The sequence below is a fragment of the uncultured Gimesia sp. genome (assembly GCF_963972345.1).
In the GTDB taxonomy this organism is placed as follows: domain Bacteria; phylum Planctomycetota; class Planctomycetia; order Planctomycetales; family Planctomycetaceae; genus Gimesia.
The window spans coordinates 43226-62746 of sequence record NZ_CAXAVM010000002.1 but is presented as its reverse complement, the minus strand read 5'-3'; the positions used below and the strand labels follow the sequence as shown (position 1 = coordinate 62746).

The 19521-nt window shown below is 50.7% G+C and carries 13 protein-coding genes; 5 read left to right on the top strand and 8 right to left on the bottom strand.

Translation table 11 applies throughout. The features are described from left to right. Positions 1–96: 96 nt before the first annotated feature. Positions 97–1371, bottom strand: a complete 1275-nt coding sequence (locus AACZ40_RS00520) for a sialidase family protein (protein ID WP_291172022.1) — start codon at positions 1369–1371, stop codon at positions 97–99. 214 nt (positions 1372–1585) lie between these two features. Between AACZ40_RS00520 and AACZ40_RS00515 the strand changes: the two genes are divergently transcribed. After that, on the top strand, positions 1586–2863 hold the full coding sequence (locus AACZ40_RS00515) for a PQQ-binding-like beta-propeller repeat protein (RefSeq protein ID WP_291172020.1): 1278 nt from the start codon (positions 1586–1588) through the stop codon (positions 2861–2863). 67 nt (positions 2864–2930) lie between these two features. Here the strand turns inward: AACZ40_RS00515 and AACZ40_RS00510 are convergent, their stop codons facing one another. Then, positions 2931–4847 carry an exo-alpha-sialidase gene (locus tag AACZ40_RS00510; RefSeq protein ID WP_291172018.1) on the bottom strand — a complete coding sequence of 639 codons (1917 nt, stop codon included), beginning with the start codon at positions 4845–4847 and terminating at the stop codon, positions 2931–2933. A gap of 79 nt (positions 4848–4926) precedes the next feature. Continuing rightward, a complete protein-coding gene (locus AACZ40_RS00505) occupies positions 4927–6030 on the bottom strand; it encodes a twin-arginine translocation signal domain-containing protein (RefSeq protein ID WP_291172016.1) in 1104 nt (367 codons plus the stop codon). Between the two features lie 239 nt (positions 6031–6269). On the opposite strand from AACZ40_RS00505, the gene AACZ40_RS00500 reads away from it, so the two are divergent. Beyond that, positions 6270–7865, top strand: coding sequence for an arylsulfatase (locus AACZ40_RS00500; RefSeq protein ID WP_291172014.1), 1596 nt, complete (start codon positions 6270–6272; stop codon positions 7863–7865). Between the two features lie 5 nt (positions 7866–7870). Here the strand turns inward: AACZ40_RS00500 and AACZ40_RS00495 are convergent, their stop codons facing one another. Both AACZ40_RS00495 and AACZ40_RS00490 read right to left on the bottom strand, forming a co-directional pair. Further along, complete coding sequence (locus tag AACZ40_RS00495) at positions 7871–8662, bottom strand: polysaccharide deacetylase family protein (RefSeq protein WP_291172010.1); 792 nt, start codon at positions 8660–8662, stop codon at positions 7871–7873. A 74-nt stretch (positions 8663–8736) separates the two neighbouring features. Further along, positions 8737–9483 carry a hypothetical protein gene (locus tag AACZ40_RS00490; RefSeq protein WP_291172007.1) on the bottom strand — a complete coding sequence of 249 codons (747 nt, stop codon included), beginning with the start codon at positions 9481–9483 and terminating at the stop codon, positions 8737–8739. A gap of 203 nt (positions 9484–9686) precedes the next feature. Between AACZ40_RS00490 and AACZ40_RS00485 the strand changes: the two genes are divergently transcribed. From AACZ40_RS00485 to AACZ40_RS00475, 3 genes are all read left to right on the top strand, one after another. Beyond that, on the top strand, positions 9687–10259 hold the full coding sequence (locus tag AACZ40_RS00485) for a sigma-70 family RNA polymerase sigma factor (protein ID WP_291172004.1): 573 nt from the start codon (positions 9687–9689) through the stop codon (positions 10257–10259). A 188-nt stretch (positions 10260–10447) separates the two neighbouring features. Next, positions 10448–14875, top strand: a complete 4428-nt coding sequence (locus AACZ40_RS00480) for a serine/threonine-protein kinase (protein WP_291172001.1) — start codon at positions 10448–10450, stop codon at positions 14873–14875. Positions 14876–14973: 98 nt separating this feature from the next. Further along, positions 14974–15390, top strand: a complete 417-nt coding sequence (locus AACZ40_RS00475) for a hypothetical protein (protein ID WP_291171998.1) — start codon at positions 14974–14976, stop codon at positions 15388–15390. 36 nt (positions 15391–15426) lie between these two features. Here AACZ40_RS00475 and AACZ40_RS00470 read toward each other — a convergent pair whose 3' ends face one another. From AACZ40_RS00470 to AACZ40_RS00460, 3 genes are all read right to left on the bottom strand, one after another. Further along, a complete protein-coding gene (locus AACZ40_RS00470) occupies positions 15427–16689 on the bottom strand; it encodes a Calx-beta domain-containing protein (protein WP_291171996.1) in 1263 nt (420 codons plus the stop codon). 272 nt (positions 16690–16961) lie between these two features. Beyond that, entirely contained in the window at positions 16962–17981 is a 1020-nt protein-coding gene (locus AACZ40_RS00465; protein ID WP_291171994.1) for a DUF1559 domain-containing protein, read from the bottom strand. Positions 17982–18046: 65 nt separating this feature from the next. Then, entirely contained in the window at positions 18047–19516 is a 1470-nt protein-coding gene (locus AACZ40_RS00460; RefSeq protein WP_291171991.1) for a DUF1559 domain-containing protein, read from the bottom strand. Positions 19517–19521 lie beyond the last annotated feature (5 nt).

Below are 19521 nucleotides of genomic sequence, written 5' to 3'. Positions count from 1 at the left end.
TGCTATCCTACCATGTGTGAGAATGATATATCAAGTACCGTTGATGTTTAGTCTTGTTTTCAGGAAACTCCCCACGACTGTCAGCTGTATTGATAATTATTTCATCAACCTGTTGGGCTGTTTCCAGAGGATTTTACAAACGTATACACTGTTATCCGCTCCGTACTTATTGTCGACGGGCATTACGTAATCTGGACCGAAACGCTGCATCCATTCGGTGACGATGACCCAGGTTTCGTTTTCGTTGACATCAACGACGCCGAAGTTGCCCAGGCGGGCTCCGCGTTCGGGGACCAGAGTGCGTTCGGAATCGCGGATGATGGCCAGCTTGTCAGGATTGACGCGGCCCATGATCAGCGGGGCACGGTGACGGATGATATGATCGTTGTTTGCACCGCGACGGGTGTAGACCAGATACAGTCCATCGGAATGTGTGACCCAGTGGGCTTGCGTATTGTAGCTGCCTAAATCCTTGCCGTCTTCGAAGGTCCATTTTTGTGGCTCCGGAAAATGCAGTCCGTCTTTGCTGCGAGTGACATAAGCGGCATTGTCGTTTCGGAGAGTGAGATAGAACCAGTCACCGAACTTGGTAATGGAAGGTTCCGCAAATCCACGACCGTCATCAATGGAGAGTTCGTTACCATGCTCAATGTATTTCAGTGTGTCACCATCAAAGCGACAGCGGAGCACCATTACGTCGGAATATTTTCTCTCAGGGCGTTTATAATAGACGGGTAGCAGGATATCGCCATTCGACAGATCGTATCGCTGCACCGAGCCGGCACCGCTGCTGACGAATTCGGGGCCGTCCGGAAGCTCCAGAGATTTCCAGGGGGACCAGAGATTCTTTTTTGGATCATAGGTCGCATATGAGGAGACGCGGACGTTTTTTTCCTTCACAATCCGGTTATTGTAATAACGAACCGTATGCCCGATGCCCAGCAGTGTTTTTGATGCCGCGTGCCATTGAGGCCAGAAATCGGAGACAACAACTTCGCCTCCATCAGGCAGATCGTGGCGACTCAGGTTTTTCTGTTCGATCGGACCCTGCCAGGTTTTTCCCAGGTCATCAGTCCGCATGGAATTCAGGGCATAAAAGATATCGCTGCCTGAGAGCAGCAGTTTCTGCATGGTCATCACCACAATCGGATTGTCCAGGTCATTTCCGGGTGCACCCACAGGAATCGCACCGGCCCGGGCATGTACCCAGCAGGTTTTGCCATCATAGCCTTTAGTAGCAGTGCTGAGTTGAATGCGAAAGTCGGGCGATTTCCGTTCCAGCTCTGCATTTTTCTGAGCAGCGAGCTCACTTCGAGGAACACACAGCAGAAGGAAAGAGAAAAGGAAAACAGAAACAGTATTCAAAGGCATGAATCAGATCCCTGGTCTATGTGGTAAGTGTCATGGGGAGTGTGATGATCAGAGATTCATCTTACCCCGGCTCATTGATCAGAGCAATCATTGTCTGATTGAATGTGGATCACCCAAAATACTTGCGGTAGCATTGAGACCGCTTACAATGAAGATAATTCTTGCCTCATTCAATCCAACTTCGTTATCCTGCCGACCTGAAGAAAGCACGCCCATGTTCCGGACCTTGATTTGCTGCCTGTCGATTCTTTCTGTTTCCGTCAGTTGTCCTGCAGATGAAAAAGAACCCGTGAAGCCGGAACCGATCCAGGTGGATGCGAAGGACTGGCCCTGGTGGCGCGGACCCGGACGTAACGGCATTGCGAATCCCGATCAGAATCCGCCACTCAAATGGAGCGCGACGCAGAATATTCTCTGGAAATCACCGATCCAGGGGCGCGGTTATAGCTCACCCACGGTTGTGGGAAACCGGATCTTTCTGGCTTCGGCGGATAGCGAAAACGAAACACAGTTTGTACTGTGTTATGACCGTTCGACTGGAAAACAGCTCTGGAAAACGGTGGTCTTCACCGGCGGGTTAAGTGAGAAGGGAAACAAGAAATCAACTCACGCATCGTCGACGGTCGCCTGCGACGGGACGAAGGTCTATATCAATTTTATCAACGATGGAGCCGCCTACACGAGCGCCCTGACGCTGGATGGTCGACTGGCCTGGCAGACGAAGATCACCGACTACATCATTCACCAGGGATATGGTTCGTCCCCCGCAATTTATCGGGATCTGGTGATTGTGTCGGCTGACAATAAAGGGGGCGGCGCCATTGCCGCGATGAACCGGGCTGATGGCATGCTGGTCTGGAAGATAGATCGTCCGAAAACACCCAACTATCCTTCGCCCATCATTCTGGAAGTGGCGGGGAAAGAACAGCTGCTGATGACCGGCTGTGATCTGGTGACCGGCATCGCGCCTCTCACCGGTCAAAAACTCTGGGAAATCGAAGGGGCCACAACCGAGTGTGTTACGTCGACAGTGACGAATGGCGAACTGATTCTGACCAGCGGCGGTTATCCTAAAAATCATATGTCCGCAGTGAAAGCCGATGGCTCAGGAGAGGTGGTCTGGGAGAACAGCAACCGTATGTATGTGCCTTCGATGCTGATTCAGGATAACAATATCTATTCCGTAACAGATAACGGCGTCGCCGTCTGCTGGGATGTGAAGACCGGTAAGGAACTCTGGAAAGGGCGTCTGGGCGGAACGTTCAGTTCGTCTCCTGTCCTGGTGGGAGATCGGATTTACGTGACCAATGAAGCCGGCGAGACCTATATCTTCAAAGCAAGTCCCGACGAATTCGAACTGCTGGGGGAAAATAAGCTGGGAACCGAAGTCTTCGCGACTCCCACATTCTGCGATAGCCGAATTTATATGCGGGTTTCGCAGGAAGTCGATGGCAAGCGACAGGAAATGCTATATTGCATCGGTAAGAAATAAGCGGTCTCATCAATAAAGATCAGAGGGCTCCCCGTCACGTATTCGAAACGGGGAGCCTGGATCGAGATCAGTCAGCCGTCGGTTCATAGAACCAGGTCAGCGGAATCGAGCGGAACCGGGATGAAATCAGGCGGTTTTCATCACCTACATAATAGCTCATTACGGCCCGTCCGTCGTGGAACGTCAGGCTGATATATGAGTATGTGTGGTCTGCATCGGTTTCCAGGTTCTTTTTGAGCTTCCAGGTTTTACCTTCATCATCACTGATGGCGGCGGTCAGTGGAGTTCGTTTGCCGCTGTGACCTGCGCCAGGTTCAAAGTTATCATTCCAAATAAGCAGCAGGTCACCTGTGGAAGGAATACGACGCAGGGTGGCTGGTGCTTCGGGAGCACGCACACCCCAGGAAACCGGTTCACTCCAGGTATCGCCTTTATCACAGGAGAGACTGGAGCCGATATGCCCGGATTGCGTGCGGAAAATCATCAGCACGTTACCGTCCTTGAGTTCAAATACTTCCGGTTCCATCGCGCCACGTTTGGCGTAATCGACGTTCCCTGTGGACTGCTTCCAGGTTTTCCCCTGATCGTCCGAGATGAAGCAGGTGCAGACAAAATGATTGTTCTTATGGACATCGGGGGTGGAGGCGACCGGAGCCAGCCAGCGACCGTTACTGAGAATGGTAATCCGGTCATTGTTCATCACGTGATAACCGGGGGGCGTTGTGATTTCGATGGGCGGCCCGAAGGTTTTGCCGTTATCGTCAGAAACCTTGAGATAAGCTTTGAGATCGGACAGCGTGTTTTTCTTGAGGTAGAACAGCCCAATGGGACGTTTTTCCTGCAGCGGACCTGCGAGATACCGCAGGGTGGCTGACATCACATTTTTCTTACCCGTGTTTTCCTGCAACACCCGTTGTTTACCCCAGGTACGACCACCATCAGTTGACTTTTTCGCAATAATACGGGCAGTCGCGAAGTCGGAACCACTGCCAATAAACTGAGTGGTGGCATACAACAGAGATCCATCGTTTAAGGGGAGAATGGAACCTTCACTATAGCGTGGATATTCTTTGGATGCTTCATAGACATCGCTGACAACAATTTCATCCTGGGGATGTTCATTTTTGGCTAAAACAATCAAGGCCTGAGCGGCGCGAATACGGGCGTCCCGGTTTTCATCGTTGAGCTGCTTGATCAGTTTTTCTTTGAGGTTGGCAGCGCCTGCTTCGCCGGCAAATATGGCAGAATACGTTTTCACAGCCGCATTGTCACTGGAGAGATTGGCTTTGACGGCGGCTAATCCCTCCGGATCACCGTGCATGGCGAGGGCCGTTTCAAAATAGGCGCGCGTGAAAGGATCATCGGTTCGTTTGAGATTGGCTTTGAGAGCAGGGATGTCTGATTTATCTCCCACGCGCGCGATAATCCAGGCAGCGGTTGCAGCGATACTGACATCTTCGTCCTGCAGAAAATTACGAACGACTTTAAATGCTTCAGGATTTCCCCAGCGACAGAGCAGGGCGGCGGCCATCATCGCTTTTTTAGGATTGTCCGATTTCATTGCTTCGCGGATCAGAATGCCGTCACCCAGTTCGTTGACTTTATAGAGTGATTCGCAGGCATGCACGTGGCCGTGTGGATCTTTGCCGGCGAGAATCTGAAACATGATGGCGGCTTTGGAACGGTCACCGGCTCGCACCAGTTCGCGGGCCAGGCCACAGCGATGCTGGTCGTCTTTTTCCGTTTTGAGTTGGGGGGCAATGATCTGTCGGACCTCATCCCCTTTGCCGGCCAGTGTCAGCGCTTCGGCAGCATGCATTGATGGCCAGAATTCATCGCTGTTAATGGCTTCCCGCAGCACTTCCAGACAGCGTTTTTCAGTTTCCGGACTTAATTTGATGGAGGGCGCCGGTGAGGCGGCGTTTGCCAGTAACGGGATGCAGCAAAACAGCAGCAGTGTCAGTACCAGTGAGATCTGATTCATGTTGGGGCTTCTATGTTAAGGAAGGTCCAGGGGTGATCAATGATTCCGGTGAGGCAGAGGGTGAATCAAAACGAAAATGTCAGCTGAGTCGTTTGAGTTTGCTTACGCGGCCGGTGGCCACCCACTCGGCCACGAAGATATCGCCATTCTTGTCGAAACAGGCATCGTGAGGATGCACGAAGCGTCCCGCCTGCCATTGATCCGGGGTCTCCCGCATCCGGGGCTTGGCAGATTTCATGGCTTTCTCCCATTCCGGATCCTGACCCAGATGCGCGATGACCTTGTTGTCTTTATCAAGCAATGTGATGCGAGATGCCAGGTCGGGAACGAGTAGCAGATCCTGGTACGTGTCGAGGTTGGCGGGGAGGATGAAGCCGGTCATCGTCTGCAGATGCTTGCCATCTAAAGTGAACCACTGCAGGCGGGCGTTGGCACGGTCTGCCACGACGACAGATGGTTCGCGACCGGGACGGTCATCTATCCACAGCCCGTGCGGCAGCTTGAATTTGCCATCCTCTTTCCCTTCGCCTCCGAAGGCAGACAGCCAGAGGCCGTTTTTATCATAACGATGAATCTGATAGGCGCCATATCCGTCGGCCAGGTAAAATCCTCCATCCGGATGAAAGGCAAAATTGGTTGGCAGGAAACGATCGCGGCCCCAGACCTTCTCAGGATTCGTCGCTTCCCCTTCGGTATAACATTTTGAAATCATGGGAGCATACTTCTGCCAGACGGTCTCCCCTTTGAGATCCAGCTTGGCAAATGTTTTCAGATGCTGATAAGCGGTCACGTACAGAAACTGCTCAGCGCCTTCCTGCCGGACTTCCAGACCATGTCCGCCTCCCTGAAACTGTTTCCCGAACGAACGGACATACTTGCCTTGGGGATCGAAGACAAAAATCGAGGGGTGATCCTTTTGATCAGCGCGGCCTTCATGAATCACATATACGAATCCGTCTTGATCGACGGCGACATTGTGGGTGGTCTGCCACGTGAATTCAGATGGCAACTGGGCCCAGTCGTGTGTGACCTCATATTTGTGATCACCGGTTCCCAGGATCACGCGCGAATCGGTTTTGGAATCAGCGTGGATCGCAGGAGCGCCGAACAAAGCGGCTGTTGTGCCGACAGCTGTCGTTTTCAGAAAATCCCGACGTGATTGTGTGTGGCTGGAAAAATTCATCTCTTTTCTCCTGGAGAGGCTGGCTGATGAATGAAAATGGATAAACAGAATCAGAGCCCGTATCTGTAAACTGTAACCTGAGTGAGAACTGAGATCAATTCGGAACTCACAGGATCCTGTATTTCCAGCGAAGCGGACTTCGCGCTGCCAATCGGTTGTTGTGTGTCGTATCACGGCGACTTACAATTAAGGATCATTCCCTGTTGATAATTTCGCTTCCTGAACCGTAAAGGCTGATCATGCTGCAAAGTCGCTTACCATTCGCTGTGTCAGTTTGTCTGTGTTTATGCTTACTGTTTCAGTCAGCCGATCCGGTGTCTGCTGCCGAGAAACCGAACATCATTCTCATCATGTGTGACGACATGGGGTTTTCCGATATCGGCTGTTATGGCGGTGAAGTGCAAACGCCGAATCTGAACCGACTGGCGCAAGAGGGGATGCGGTTTACGCAGTTTTATAATAACGCAAAATGTACGACGACCCGGGCGTCGATTCTGACCGGGCTATATCCCCGCTTCGGTAAAGGGGGGCACATGCGGCAGAACATGGTGACGCTGGGTGAAGTGATGAAAGGCGCCGGATATCATACGGGATTGAGTGGTAAATGGCATCTGATGAAAACGCAGGGGTATGCCAAGAGTGAGAAACCGGGTGGCTGGCTGAACCGTTACGATAAGAGCACGCATCCCTTCTTTCGTGGCTTTGACTCGTATTACGGGGTCCTGGATGGCTGCTGTAATTTCTTTGATCCGACGATTTCCGATCCCCCCTACAAGCGGGCGGGAATTCGCAGCTTCGGTCACGATGACAAAGCGGTTACCGAGTTTGAAGAAGGCTATTATACGACGGATGCGTTTACCGATCATACGCTGGGAATGATCCGCGAGTACAGCGATGACGAGCAGCCCTTTTTTATCCATCTCTGCTATACAGCGCCCCATTATCCACTGCATGCGAAACCTGCCGACATTAAAAAGTATGTGGGCAAATTCAATATGGGCTGGAATCAGATGCGAAAAGACCGCTGGAAACGCCTGCAGGAGCTGGGGATTGCTGGTGAGAACTGGTCCCTTTCAGAAGGGGACAGCCGGGCCTATGACTGGGAGACAGCGAATCACGAATTCGAAGATCTGCGGATGGCCGTGTATGCAGCGATGATAGACAGCATGGATCAGAATATCGGTCGGATCATGACGACACTCAAAGAGACGAACCAACTCGACAATACGCTGGTGTTATTTCTGTCCGATAATGGAGGCTGCAGTGAAGAACCGGGAGGCCGCAATCCCGAGGAGAGAACTCCCGGACCGAAAGATGACTACGTTGCCGTCGGTCCCGCCTGGGGCTGGGCGCAGAATTCCCCGTTCCGTCGCTATAAATCATGGGTGCATGAAGGCGGCATCTCCACCCCCCTGATTGCCTGGTGGCCGGGCAAAGTACACGCAGGATCAATCAATCGCAGTCCCGCTCATATTATTGACTTGATGCCGACGTTCCTTGAACTGGCAGGCGCGGATTATCCGAAAAAGTACAAGGGACATGAGATCCTGCCCGTGGAGGGAATCAGCATGCTGCCGCTCCTGCAGGGGGAAGAAAAGACATTGCACGATTCGCTGGCCTGGTACTGGTCGGGGAATCGGGCGTTAAGACAGGGGCCGTGGAAACTGGTGTGGGACAAGGGGGTCGGGCAGTGGGAGCTGTATGATATCAGTGCCGACCGGTGTGAAACAAAGAATCTGGCGAAACAGCAACCCGACCGGGTGAAACAGATGTCGAAAGACTGGTATGCCTGGGCGGAGAAAGTGGAACTGAGTTCGAAAGTGAAGCAGAAATAAGACGCCTAAGGAAGCTCATCATAGGTCAGTGTGGGCAGGCTGATCTGTTGCGCATGCGCCAGGATTTCTTCGAGCGCCCGCGGCTGCAGATGATGGCCGGGTCCATTCTCGCTGATGTTGTGCGCATAGAAGACAACGATTTCACCACGTTGTTTCGCGTGGTCCATCGCGTCTTTGATCTCCGTTAAATAGTCGGGACGTTTCTCAGTCCCGGCGTAATCAATGCCGGTTCCGATCAGACAACCTCGACCGGCGACTTGATCAACGGGTGTGAAGATGGTTTTCAGATCCCTCATCCGTTGCCCCTGTGAGAGGCCTGTTCCTCCCCGCAGATGTCGGAATGTTTTGAGCAGCGCTAAATCGATTTCTTCATTACGGGAACTGCTGGGGTACGCGAAAGCCGTCGGTTTGAAGCCGGCTTCTGTCAGCCGTTTGACTGAAGGTTCGATTTCGTTTTGCAGATACGAATCCATGCCTTTCGTACGGACATGGTCGATGGCTTTGATATGATTCACACTGTGACTGCCAATGGCATGGCCGGCATTCTGCAGCTTATTCAAACCGTTGATCTGCGCGGGATTGAGTGTGTAAAAGTGATCGATAAAGAACGTTGCATGCGCATCATATTTTTTGAAGAGGGGGATCTGCTCGACCCACTGGTCTATATACCGGTCGTCGAAGGTTAAAACAATGCCGGACTGGAACGACTTTCCGTTTGTGGTTGTCGTTATTTTTTCTGCAGCTTGAGTCATCGTGGTCGTGAGTGCGCAGATTAAAAGTAAAATTAGCAGTCGCATTTCTATTCCCTATGTTGAAAGATACTTGTCACAATGATTTCGTTAACAGAGCAGTATAACTACTGATAAGCAATCTATTTATCAAACAATTCGGGAGCAACTTTGATTACACCCAGATCATTGTTACCCGGTATAATCTGTATTTTGATCCGACCCCGATCCCAATCCTCCCGGGCTAACAGATGACCGACTTGTTCGTGCCAGACTCGAAACTCCCATTCCCCGACAGGCAGATATTTAATCTTGAACGCGCCGGTTTCATCCGTGATGGAAAAGTAAGGGTGATTCTGGACTAACAGATAACCGGTTTCCCAGGGATGAATATCGCATTTGATCTGCATGGGAAGCAATTCCGAGTGTTCAAACTTGATGAATTTCTTTCGAGCCGGTTGTGTATGAATTGATTCCGACAGACGATTTATGATCGGAAAAAAGTGGGGCAGGTGCAGATTGGGATCTTTGTTAAGAACCAGCAGTTTCTGGTGTGGCTGCCAGAGGACTGTCGCATGCGGTTCGATGCGATTTCCCAAATGCTGAATCACGACCTGATCCGGTAGTTTTTGATAGTCAGGGTGAATCAGTTCGTCTTTGAAATTCTTATCTTTCAAATGAACAAAGATATTTTTGATGCCCCCCTGCGATCCAATGACCAGTGAAGGGGCCTCAGGGAATGGGGTTTTCTTCTGCTTGACTGGCTTGCCGGTGTAGATGAATTTTCCCGACAAACTTCCCCATTCCGCTCCCTTCAGGGACGGACTACCAAAAATGAAAAGTCCACAGATCAGCAGATAACAGGCAAAACTCTGTTGAGGACGGTACAAAATTCGGAACTTTCTCTGCTGGAAGGTCGAAATATATCGGATGACCGACGCCTGTCATCCAACTTATTCAGCTCTCATATTACCTGATAGAAGCGTTGGGGGGAAACACAATTCTGATTTGCATCGGCTGTGCCACAGGGTACACTGGCCAATAGAAACATTTCACAAGACAAATTGTTTTTAAACATGCGCGAACCCAACTAATGCAGGATGTCACCCAAATATTAAAGTCGCTGGAAGCAGGCGATGTCGCTGCTACCGATCAACTGCTGCCGATCGTGTATGCAGAGTTGCAGCGACTGGCGCGGCATAAGCTGTCTCACGAAGCAGCGGGACAGACGCTGACGGCGACGGCGCTGGTGCATGAAGCCTATTTACGACTGGTCGGGGATGCAGGCAAGCAGCAGTGGGATCATCGGGGGCATTTTTTCTCAGCCGCGGCGGAATCGATGCGTCGGATTTTGATTGAGAATGCCCGTCGAAAAAAACGGTTGAAACATGGCGGCGAGCATGCGCGGGTGGATCTACCCGAGATAGCAGCACCGGCGCTGGAACGTCCTGACGACCTGCTGGCGCTGGATGAGGCGTTGACTCAGTTTGCCAAAGAGAGTCCGGAAAAAGCAGAACTGGTGAAGCTGCGTTACTTTGCTGGCTTAAGCGAGCAGGAAGCGGCCGAAGTACTGGGGATTTCACGCGCGACTGCAGCGCGACACTGGGCTTATTCGCGTGCGTGGCTGTTTTCTCAAATAAAGCCTGACACTGAACAAACGATCTGATAGTATGTGTTTACGTCAAAACAGCCTGCCCGCCTCTATTTCTTTTCTAAGAAGAACTCTTTTTTTCTATTATTTAATGAGGCGCAATGTGACTGAAAATCGCATCTTTAAATAGAGGCGGAACATTGCTGGTTCCAGAAACATATCGAGCCTGATGGAATTCACCCATCCTGACGAAAAATGAAATCATGTCCGATCCTGCATCTGAAAATCCCGAATATGAACCGACGCGTGAAAATGTTAATCCACAGTCGATCGAAGGTTTATTCCTGATGGCTCTGGAGAAAAAAACACCTGCGGAACGGACTGCCTTTCTGGATGAGATGTGTGGCGACAATCTGGAACAGCGTCGTCGTGTCGAAGCGTTGCTGCTGGCGTATGACGATGCGGGCAGTTTTCTGGAAAAGTCACCCGTCGGTTCGGGAGATTCTCAATCTATGAACCTGGATTTTCTGACTCCCTCAGATGATCCGAATCTGCTGGGCTCTCTGGGAGAATACCAGATCTACAATATAATCGGGCAGGGGGGAATGGGGATTGTCTTTCGTGCTCTGGATCCCAAGTTGAATCGCATTGTGGCAATCAAAGTGATGTCGCCATTACTGGCGGTGAATCCGAATGCGAAGAAACGTTTTCTGCGGGAAGCGCAGGCAGCCGCGGCGGTGAGTCACCCGCATATTGTGACAATCCATGCTGTCGATGAAGACAAGCTGCCTTACCTGGTAATGGAATATGTGGTCGGCCAGTCGCTGCAGCAGAAGCTCGACAAAGTCGGCTCATTGAAAGTGACTGAGATTCTGCGCATCGGGAGTCAGATTGCGGAAGGGCTGGCAGCTGCTCACAAACAGGGACTGATTCATCGCGATATTAAACCAGCCAATATTCTGCTGGAAAATGGTGTGGAACGGGTCAAGATTACCGATTTCGGCCTGGCCCGGGCCGTCGATGATGTCACGATTACCAGGACCGGAGAAGTCTCAGGCACTCCCCAGTATATGTCTCCCGAGCAGGCGACAGGGGATCGGATTGACCAGCGGAGTGATTTATTCAGCCTGGGGGCTGTTCTGTATGCAATGTGTACGGGACGTTCGCCATTTCGTGCCAGTAATCTGGCCGCCGTCGTTCGCCGGGTCTGCGATGACACGCCTCGACCGATTCAGGAAGTCAATGAAGATATTCCGGAGTGGTTAAGTGAAATCATTGACTGTCTGTTGGAGAAACAGCCTGAGAACCGGATCCAGACGGCAGAAGAAGTCGCCGAACTGTTGGGAACACACCTGGCGCGCCTGCAACATCCGGGATATGCCCCCGAGGCACGTTCTCCCCGTACTGCACGTCCCTTACCACGGCAGAAAAACAAAGTCCCGCAGGCAGCACAGCCAGCGGAAACGATCGCTGAACTGGAACCTGAGCTCAGGAATCAGACTCCGGGCCATCTGGTGGGGGGAATCCTGCTGGCAATCGGCGTTGGGATCTTCCTGGCCTTTTCGTTGATGAAAACCGGTTCGCAGCTTGAGGAAGCCCAGTTGTTGCATAAATTGGTCAAGGTTACCGGTACTCTGCTGGCGATCATGGTATTCTCGACAATCATATATGTGGGGCGGGGAACTGAAAAACGGCGGCTGCCGGCGGCGACCTGGTTTCTCGGTCTCTCCTCGCTGAACTTGACGCTCTTTCTGTCATTCGTGATCACCGTGATGATTCGTACCAGGGTTCCCCTGTTGAATGTGGAACCCGACATGTACCAGATTCTGGTGGCTTCGCTGATCGCGCTGGTCACAATCAGCGGATTCGCGATCTATCAAGTCTGGCGTTTTTTCCAGGCACTGGAACCCAGCCAGTTCAATGCGATGCAGAAACGCGATGTCTGGCTGTTTACCACGATGGGTATCGGCATCTGGGTGCTGCTTGTGCTCTGGAACTGGGCCGAGGCGACAGGAATCATTCAACCCCTGATATCAATCTCCCGGGACTGGCAAATGATTCCAGTGATTGTGCTCGCTGTGTTGGGAGGACTCTGTCTCAGTGTCGGCTTCTGGCTGGACCAGAACCTGAAAAAACGACTGGGACTTTCCGCAGAGGACGAATTGGAAATCCCTGAAACACTCATGACCCCGCAAGGGAAACGCGGATCGCAGCTCGACCGAATTGTGGTCGGTGTCGGTGCTGTCCTGCTGGTCCTCCCGCTGTTGATCTGGCTCTTTGGCGTCTCTACCGGACTGCATTTTACCGGCAGTGTGTCGGAAATGGCGCTCGTTTCGACCCTGTTTTTTGTCCCTGTCGGACTGCTGGTCATGATCTGTGGTGCACAGAATCTGGTCGAGCCGGATACTCGCGCGGAAAAAGTACTGGATGGTCTGTTTCTGCTGGCCTGCCTGTTTGCCGGGCCAATCGGAATTTTGCTATATATTGCCCGCTATCTGAAACGCCGCGATGCACGTGCGGCAGGTGACCTCGAGCAACAGCTTGCCACATCCGGAGATGACCCGTTTGCAAAGGAGCATCGTCGCTCCAACAAACGGGTCATCATCGGCGTGGCGGTTGGTTTGTTCCTGTTGCTGAGTTCCCTTCTGTTTGTGCAGATCTGGCGGCATCTGAACACGACCGAACAGAGTTACCTGATGAGCTGGGGATTGAATCTGCTGGTGGTTTCTATGATGCTCATCGCCGCTTATTTTATTCGTCGCAAAGGAGCAGAAGCTGCTTCTCGAAATCCCTGGATTGTTCTGGAGTGGGTGACGATACTGGTCGCCTGTCTGATGCTGCTGGCGCTCGTTCTGCCGACGCTGGGCAAGCCGATCAAAGACCAGGTGATTCTGCAATATCACGGCAGCGATCCGATCAGCAATGTGATTGTGGAAACAGATCGAGCCCATGTGATCTCTTCCTGGCCTTATGAACTGAAAATGAAACCGGGAGAGCATCATCTCAAGTTTAATTTTACCGTCCTGGGCCATCTCGTGAACTTTTATAAAAAGATAAACAAACAGCCGGGAGAACCGTTGCACGTGGATCTGACAAGCCAGATTCAGGCACTGGCTGGCAGTTTACGCGAACCACCTCCTGTTGAGACTCAGCCAGACGGGCCGGGAGCCATTCTCATCAGTGGACAGACACCGTATCTTCGCGCCGGCATATTTCCCATAGATTCACCAGATGGAGGCGGCAAGTGGATGTCTGGTCAAGAAATGGGAATGGGAATGGAGGGAAGCTTCGGAGCCCCGAAAGTTTATGGTTTTGCAGACCGGTTTTTTACTTTGGAACCAATGACGCATGAACTACCTGCCGGAAAGTACCTGATTAAGGTTTCCAGTACTCTGGCGGGGTGGAGCAGGAGAAATGAGAGCCCCGGTAATGATCGTGCAGTACCAGGGGGCAGTCGAGGTTCTCATCCGACATATGGTACTCCTCAGTACGATCTGAAGAGGGTGGCAGTCAAGCCGGGAGAAATCGTTTCAGTGAGGATCAAGCCAGATTACAGCAAGCTGGCCGAGAATCACCCGGACTGGTCCCGTGGAGGGCTTTTTAAATTTTACTGGGCGAAAACAGGCCAGAATAGCTTAAAGATATATACACTTTCCCTTCCCCAGGCGCTGATTGTGCAGGAACTGCTTCAAGCGTACGCAACGGGGAAGCCGGATGTCGCAGAATCTGCTCTTCTTAAAGTCGCCCAGGGCAACAATCAGACGGGCACAGAAACGTCGCTGGATGCGATTTTCAACAATGGACAGCATCCCGCCTGGAAGACGTTGATTGTTCCCGGCGGATCGACCGGGACCTGGCGGCTGGTCGAGCAGAAGTCAGGCCATTCAACCCAGCAGAGGGAAGGCAGTGGCTTCGGGCCGTTTGGCGGGGGAACGTTCGAAAACAATCGGAGTCAGAATCAGAAGCAGGGGGCGACATTTTCTGGACAGAAAACAGAAACGGAGAGCTCATTCAGTCAGCAACCCGTGGAGGCGTCAAAACCACGTCCAGCGAGAAAGTTCGCAACCGTTGTGCTTTTTGGTAAAGATCCGGGCATGCGGATCGATCTGGTTTATCGACATGAATTAGAACCCAGCGGACCGATGATGAAACGATTTCAACGGGGAGCAAGCACATTCGATGTGTTGCCGGGAGACTACTATATCGAAGTCACTACGCAACTGGTCGGCTGGGCCCTCAATGGACAAGCTGCGCATTATGTAGACTCGAAATTGAAAGTGAAAGCCGGTGAAACGCTTGAAAAAACGCTGCAATACAATTTCCAGAAACTGGCAGAGAATCATCCCATCTGGAAAGCAGATCAAAAGTTTCACTTTCAGTGGCCAGACCCGAGCCAGGGTGTGGGGATGGAATTCGAATTCTCACTGGAACAGGCACAAGTGGTTCAGAACCTGCTGGAAGCATTTGCAATCGGTAAGCCGGATGTTTCGGAAACCAGTTTGCTCTCTGTGGCAAATCAGTCGATCAAATCGCCCGAAAGTCAGCTGAAGTCGCTTGAGGACCTGTTCTTAAATCAGCAGTCTCCCGACTGGAAGTTACTCATTATCCCGGGTAAATCGAAAAAGACCTGGCGTCTGGTTGACCCGCAGTTCAAAGAGAAATCTCAATCGCAACAACCGAAAGCGTCTTGATTAATAATGCCAAGCCCCTTTCTGAATGTGATGCAGGGGGCATTCAAAACGTAATGACAGAAGAATCACGATTTGATCATGCAAATGGAGAAAGTGATATGAGAGAGTTTATCACAACGATTTCTTCTCTGATTATTATTGCGTGCTGTTTTTGCAGTTTTTTGCCCTCTGAAGAACCGGAAGCGAATCACAGCAGACAGGATCAGAACACGGGGCTCAACGGGAATCCGGTACAAAGCGAAAAACCAGTCTCCCGGTCGAGACTGTTCAAAAAAGTTCAGGCAGTGAGTGTGGAAAATGGAGTCTTGATGTTCGTAACCATTGCGGATGAAGGTGGGCTGCGAGAACATTATTTTCAGATTCGAAACAAAAACGTGATTCTCTGTAACGAGGGAGACGCGGGTATGCCTCTCAATTCGATCAAGTTTGAAGAAGACAGTTCCCAGACGATTGTAGTGACCATTCCGCAGAAGTACGGCGTAGATTTCATGGAGGCCATGACTGCGTTGTATTGAAAGAGGCATTCCACTGACAGGGAAATCAAAAATCACTTAAAAAGGTGTGAGTTCGGTTTCATCCTGAATCTTCAGGAAAAACTCATCGGCTTCATCAACAGTCAGACCCTGTTCGAATTCGAAATTCAGCTCCCAGTCCGGCATCAGTCGGATGCCGGTAGAAAAGGTTCCCTGTATCTCGCCGGTGCCAGTATGACCATAGCCGTGTAAAGGGTTCAGTTCAAACTGGATGACGGGATTGAGGTCAATACGACCAGCCGCGTCGTTGAGTGGCAGAGCGATCGGGGTCAATTCGTTTGACCAGAAAAATTCGCTGTGGTGGGTGAGAGTTGAATCGATAGACCAGTCGTACCCGGCGGTGTCGACATCGATGTAGATGGTGCTGCCTGCAGCATGCCCCAGTGAATCACCGTCGAGATTGACAACCTGTGTATCAATTGGTTTCAGCGTTTCCTGTTGACTGTTATAGAGGGCAGGACTGGAGAGTTCGATGACAATGTTCAATGTGGATTCACCATCGAGTTGGAACACTGAGTTGGCAGTTGAAACTGATTTACTCAAAGTGTTGACAGCTAATGTATGGTTCGATGTGTCTGTATTGGTTGGGGGGACGTTGACTGGAGACTGGTTCTGATTACTTTTGTGATCGTTACCGATGAGGGTATTCAACTCGCGATAATCGATGAGATCGAAAGGGGTGACGTAGACAAGAGTTCCTGCGGTTGAATCAGTATTTGTTATAACAGAAGTATCGCCGCCTGAATTCATCAGAAAAGACTCATCTGATTCAAACAATGAATACTCAACCAGCGAAATTTGAATCGAGCTATCTTGTTGACCGGAATGGTGAGGGAAAGTGAGTGTTTTCGAATTCACATCATCGGTCAGTATGACTATGGAAATGGACTTTGCTTGGACCGTGGACGTGTTTGACGCTAAGAAATCAAGAGATCCGTTTTGAACCACGTAGTCATTGTCAGTGCTGGTGGCAGAGCCATTCCGGGTTAGAAACTGGATCGTCAGATTTTTGTTCAGATCACCTGCATGAATTCCGTTTCTCATAATGGTGAATGAAATATTTGTAGTACCTGCTTGTTCTTCTCCCCCGCTGAGATCATCAATACTGATTAACGATGTCAGCAGCGTGCGGTCTTCGAGTTCTTCGATGGTGACAGGGCGCCGGTTCTGATTCTGAATCGCATGGGGACGATAATGAAAACGAGTGCGACGTCTACAATGGGGGCGGCACATTGGTCGGAGACGGGAAGAGATTGATCTTAACCAGTGGGGCAAGAGCATGGGCGTCTGGTTCTTTCCGGTTTTTTTTCAGGCCAGATATCTTTATGAATGCGATCTGGCAACGAGCAGGCTTTGTGGTTTAATCAGGCAGGATGATTCAAAATGGTAGATTTATTTAAGTCTGTGGAGGATGCTCACATTGACTGTACGGATAGTATGTTCATAAGCATACAAAAGGAGAGGGCCATCTGCCAGAATATATATCTTCTCTAACTTAAATAATTAAGAGTTTTTCATAATATAGTATGGTATTTTGGGGTTCGATTATCTTATCAAAACATGGGTACAGCATTTCCGTCGTTGTGTTGAATTGCGTACTTAAGTGTCTGAGGTGAAATGCTGGGCGGGATTTTTCTAATGGACCCGTCAGCCATGATGCAGAGGAATGCGCCCCGTGATGTCTGTCCCAGAGCGCTGACAGGATTTGCCTGATTGAAGGGCAAGTCGACCGGCTGTGTCCAGGGAACTGCTTTGTCCGCACCGGCGTGGACACACAGGATGACGTTGGAAGTACCATCGGTAAAATTGCGCATCTGAGGACCTCTCCCTCCAGTGAAAGGGGTTCCCTCGCCGCTGAAAGTCATGATCGGAGTGTAGCCTGGTTGATTGACTTCTTCGCTTTTGTAGATGTCCGGCATTTCATTCAGCAGGGCCGAATTATGGGGGCTGTCCCAGGGTTCCTGCAGATTGAAACGTTGATAAAGCTCCTTCTGGCCGAGAAAGGGGAGCATATGTACGCGCCAGCTGAGTAGAGGTTTTCCATCAACCAGATGCGCATCAGCGGGAGGAAAACGGATAAAGGAATCATGATAGTGATGGAATGCCAGGCCAATTTTTTTCATCTTATCAATGTCGGAGCCAGCGGACCCACTTCCCGATTTACCAGCAGACTTGTCTAACTGCGAGTTGACGACCACATCGACTTTGTCCGTGATCGATTTGAAGAGACCGCCGCCAGGTTTTTCAGATGTGAACAGAAATAAGAGTCCGCCACCAAACAGGACCAGTGCTACTGCGCCTCCCGCGATGAACTTGTTCTGGTTCGAACCCGTTGCCGATTTTTTTCGGCCTTTGGGTTTCACTTTATTTCGGGAGGGACTGCTTTTGCGACGGCGAGCAGGGGCTTCAAACTCCGGTTCTGGCTCTTCCCAGTCTTCTGATAATTCATCGGTGTCGAGTTCCGGAATGCGAACAGGTGCATCACACTGACGGCATTTGACTTTTTTACCGGCTTTGTCATCACTGACTTTGTAGTTCTTGCCGCACTTTTTACATTGGAAGGAAATGGTCATGTTTGCTTTCAATATTTATTTTGTAACACCAATGCCTTTCGCCCGTATACTCGCTGGTTCTTGCTTTAACGAGGTTTGTAAGTGGGCAGGTCTACATTGATGATGTTGCCATCGTCAGGTTGTATCAGGTTAGATAATGTTTTGGCGGGAAGATTCACAGGAGCAGATCGAATCGAACCATCCATCATCACTACAACAAAAGCAGGAGTGGAAAGATTGCCCAGTGCTTTGACTGGGTTTGCAGAATCAAAAGCCAGGTCTTCAGGTTTTGACCAGGGGACCGCTTTATCTGGGGCCGCAATCACAAAGAAAATGGTGTTCGAAGTGCCGTCAGTAATATCTCTGAGTCTGGGGCCGAGGCCTCCAGGAAAGGGGGTATTCTTGCCGGAAAAAGTCATCACCTGTGTAACGCCTGGCTTACCTTGTGGATTAAACTGATAAAGATCCGGCATTTGATCGAGCAGGGTTTTATTGTGTATGCTGTCCCAGGGCTCATCCAGATGGAATTGATCGTACAGTTTTTTCTGATCAAGAAACGGCAGAAGATGCACGCGCCAGCTTAAATTGGATTTTCCGTCTACTAAGTGTTTGTCAGCGGGCGGAAATCTCTGAAATGTGTCATGGTAGTTAAATAATGCAACAGCGATCTGCTTCAGGTGATTCAAAATCTGGGACTGTTTTGGTGACAGTGTCGAATGATTGATTTCGATGTCTCTCCAGTTAATCACTGTGCGATCATCTGGACCAATCAATGCTGTCCAGGTTGCGTTGTCGATATCTCGTTTGAAGCATCTGGTAGATCCGTCCCCCATCAGAACAGGAATTCCTCTGGCTGCTGTTCCGAATTCTTCTTTAGGTTGATCAAGATTTAATCCCCCTGGTTTGGTCCATTCGACGGCTTTATCAGGTCCCACTTCGACCACCATCACCGTATTGGATGTTCCATCAGTGATATTGCGCATGCTTACAGGATTCCCTGCGGGAAATATGGTCGTGGGGCTTTTGTCTTTCCATTGACCTTCAAAAACCCGGAAGCGGGTTTTATCAGAGCCAGCCGGAGAATCAGGGGAACGGAAGGCGTCAGGCATCTTTTTCGCGAGCGGTGCATTGTGAGGACTGTCCCAGGCTTCATCCAATTTGAATTGCTCGTACAGTTCCATCTGATCAAGAAAAGGCAGGATGTGAACACGCCAACTGACTTTCAGGCGACCGTTTTCATCATAATACTCAGGATGTTCTTCTGGTGTCGGTAAGAAGAACCGTTTTTTTTCATGAAAGTTATGCAATGCCAGGCCGATCTCCTTGAGACGTGCTTTGACCGCCTGGTAACGCTCCGCCGTCATCGGCTCGCCTGGTTTGATCACCATCTTGGGATCGATGGATTTTTCTTCAGATGCTGCGGGAGACTTTTCCTCTGCGGTTGCAGACACCTGGTCTGTCTGGGGATCTGTAGTCTGACTTTTCTGACACCCAGATGTGATTGAAATGACCAGTATTGCTCCCAGAGCAAATACGGTTGATCGAAAGGCAGGCATGAAAG

Bases quoted from the DNA above. Each gene is read 5' to 3' on its own strand.
- AACZ40_RS00505 (WP_291172016.1), bottom strand. From the start codon at position 6,030: ATGAATTTTTCCAGCCACACACAATCACGTCGGGATTTTCTGAAAACG.
- AACZ40_RS00470 (WP_291171996.1), bottom strand. From the start codon at position 16,689: ATGCTCTTGCCCCACTGGTTAAGATCAATCTCTTCCCGTCTCCGACCA.
- AACZ40_RS00515 (WP_291172020.1), top strand. From the start codon at position 1,586: ATGTTCCGGACCTTGATTTGCTGCCTGTCGATTCTTTCTGTTTCCGTC.
- AACZ40_RS00475 (WP_291171998.1), top strand. From the start codon at position 14,974: ATGAGAGAGTTTATCACAACGATTTCTTCTCTGATTATTATTGCGTGC.
- AACZ40_RS00460 (WP_291171991.1), bottom strand. From the start codon at position 19,516: ATGCCTGCCTTTCGATCAACCGTATTTGCTCTGGGAGCAATACTGGTC.
- AACZ40_RS00495 (WP_291172010.1), bottom strand. From the start codon at position 8,662: ATGCGACTGCTAATTTTACTTTTAATCTGCGCACTCACGACCACGATG.
- AACZ40_RS00520 (WP_291172022.1), bottom strand. From the start codon at position 1,371: ATGCCTTTGAATACTGTTTCTGTTTTCCTTTTCTCTTTCCTTCTGCTG.
- AACZ40_RS00485 (WP_291172004.1), top strand. From the start codon at position 9,687: ATGCAGGATGTCACCCAAATATTAAAGTCGCTGGAAGCAGGCGATGTC.
- AACZ40_RS00480 (WP_291172001.1), top strand. From the start codon at position 10,448: ATGTCCGATCCTGCATCTGAAAATCCCGAATATGAACCGACGCGTGAA.
- AACZ40_RS00510 (WP_291172018.1), bottom strand. From the start codon at position 4,847: ATGAATCAGATCTCACTGGTACTGACACTGCTGCTGTTTTGCTGCATC.
- AACZ40_RS00500 (WP_291172014.1), top strand. From the start codon at position 6,270: ATGCTGCAAAGTCGCTTACCATTCGCTGTGTCAGTTTGTCTGTGTTTA.
- AACZ40_RS00465 (WP_291171994.1), bottom strand. From the start codon at position 17,981: ATGACCATTTCCTTCCAATGTAAAAAGTGCGGCAAGAACTACAAAGTC.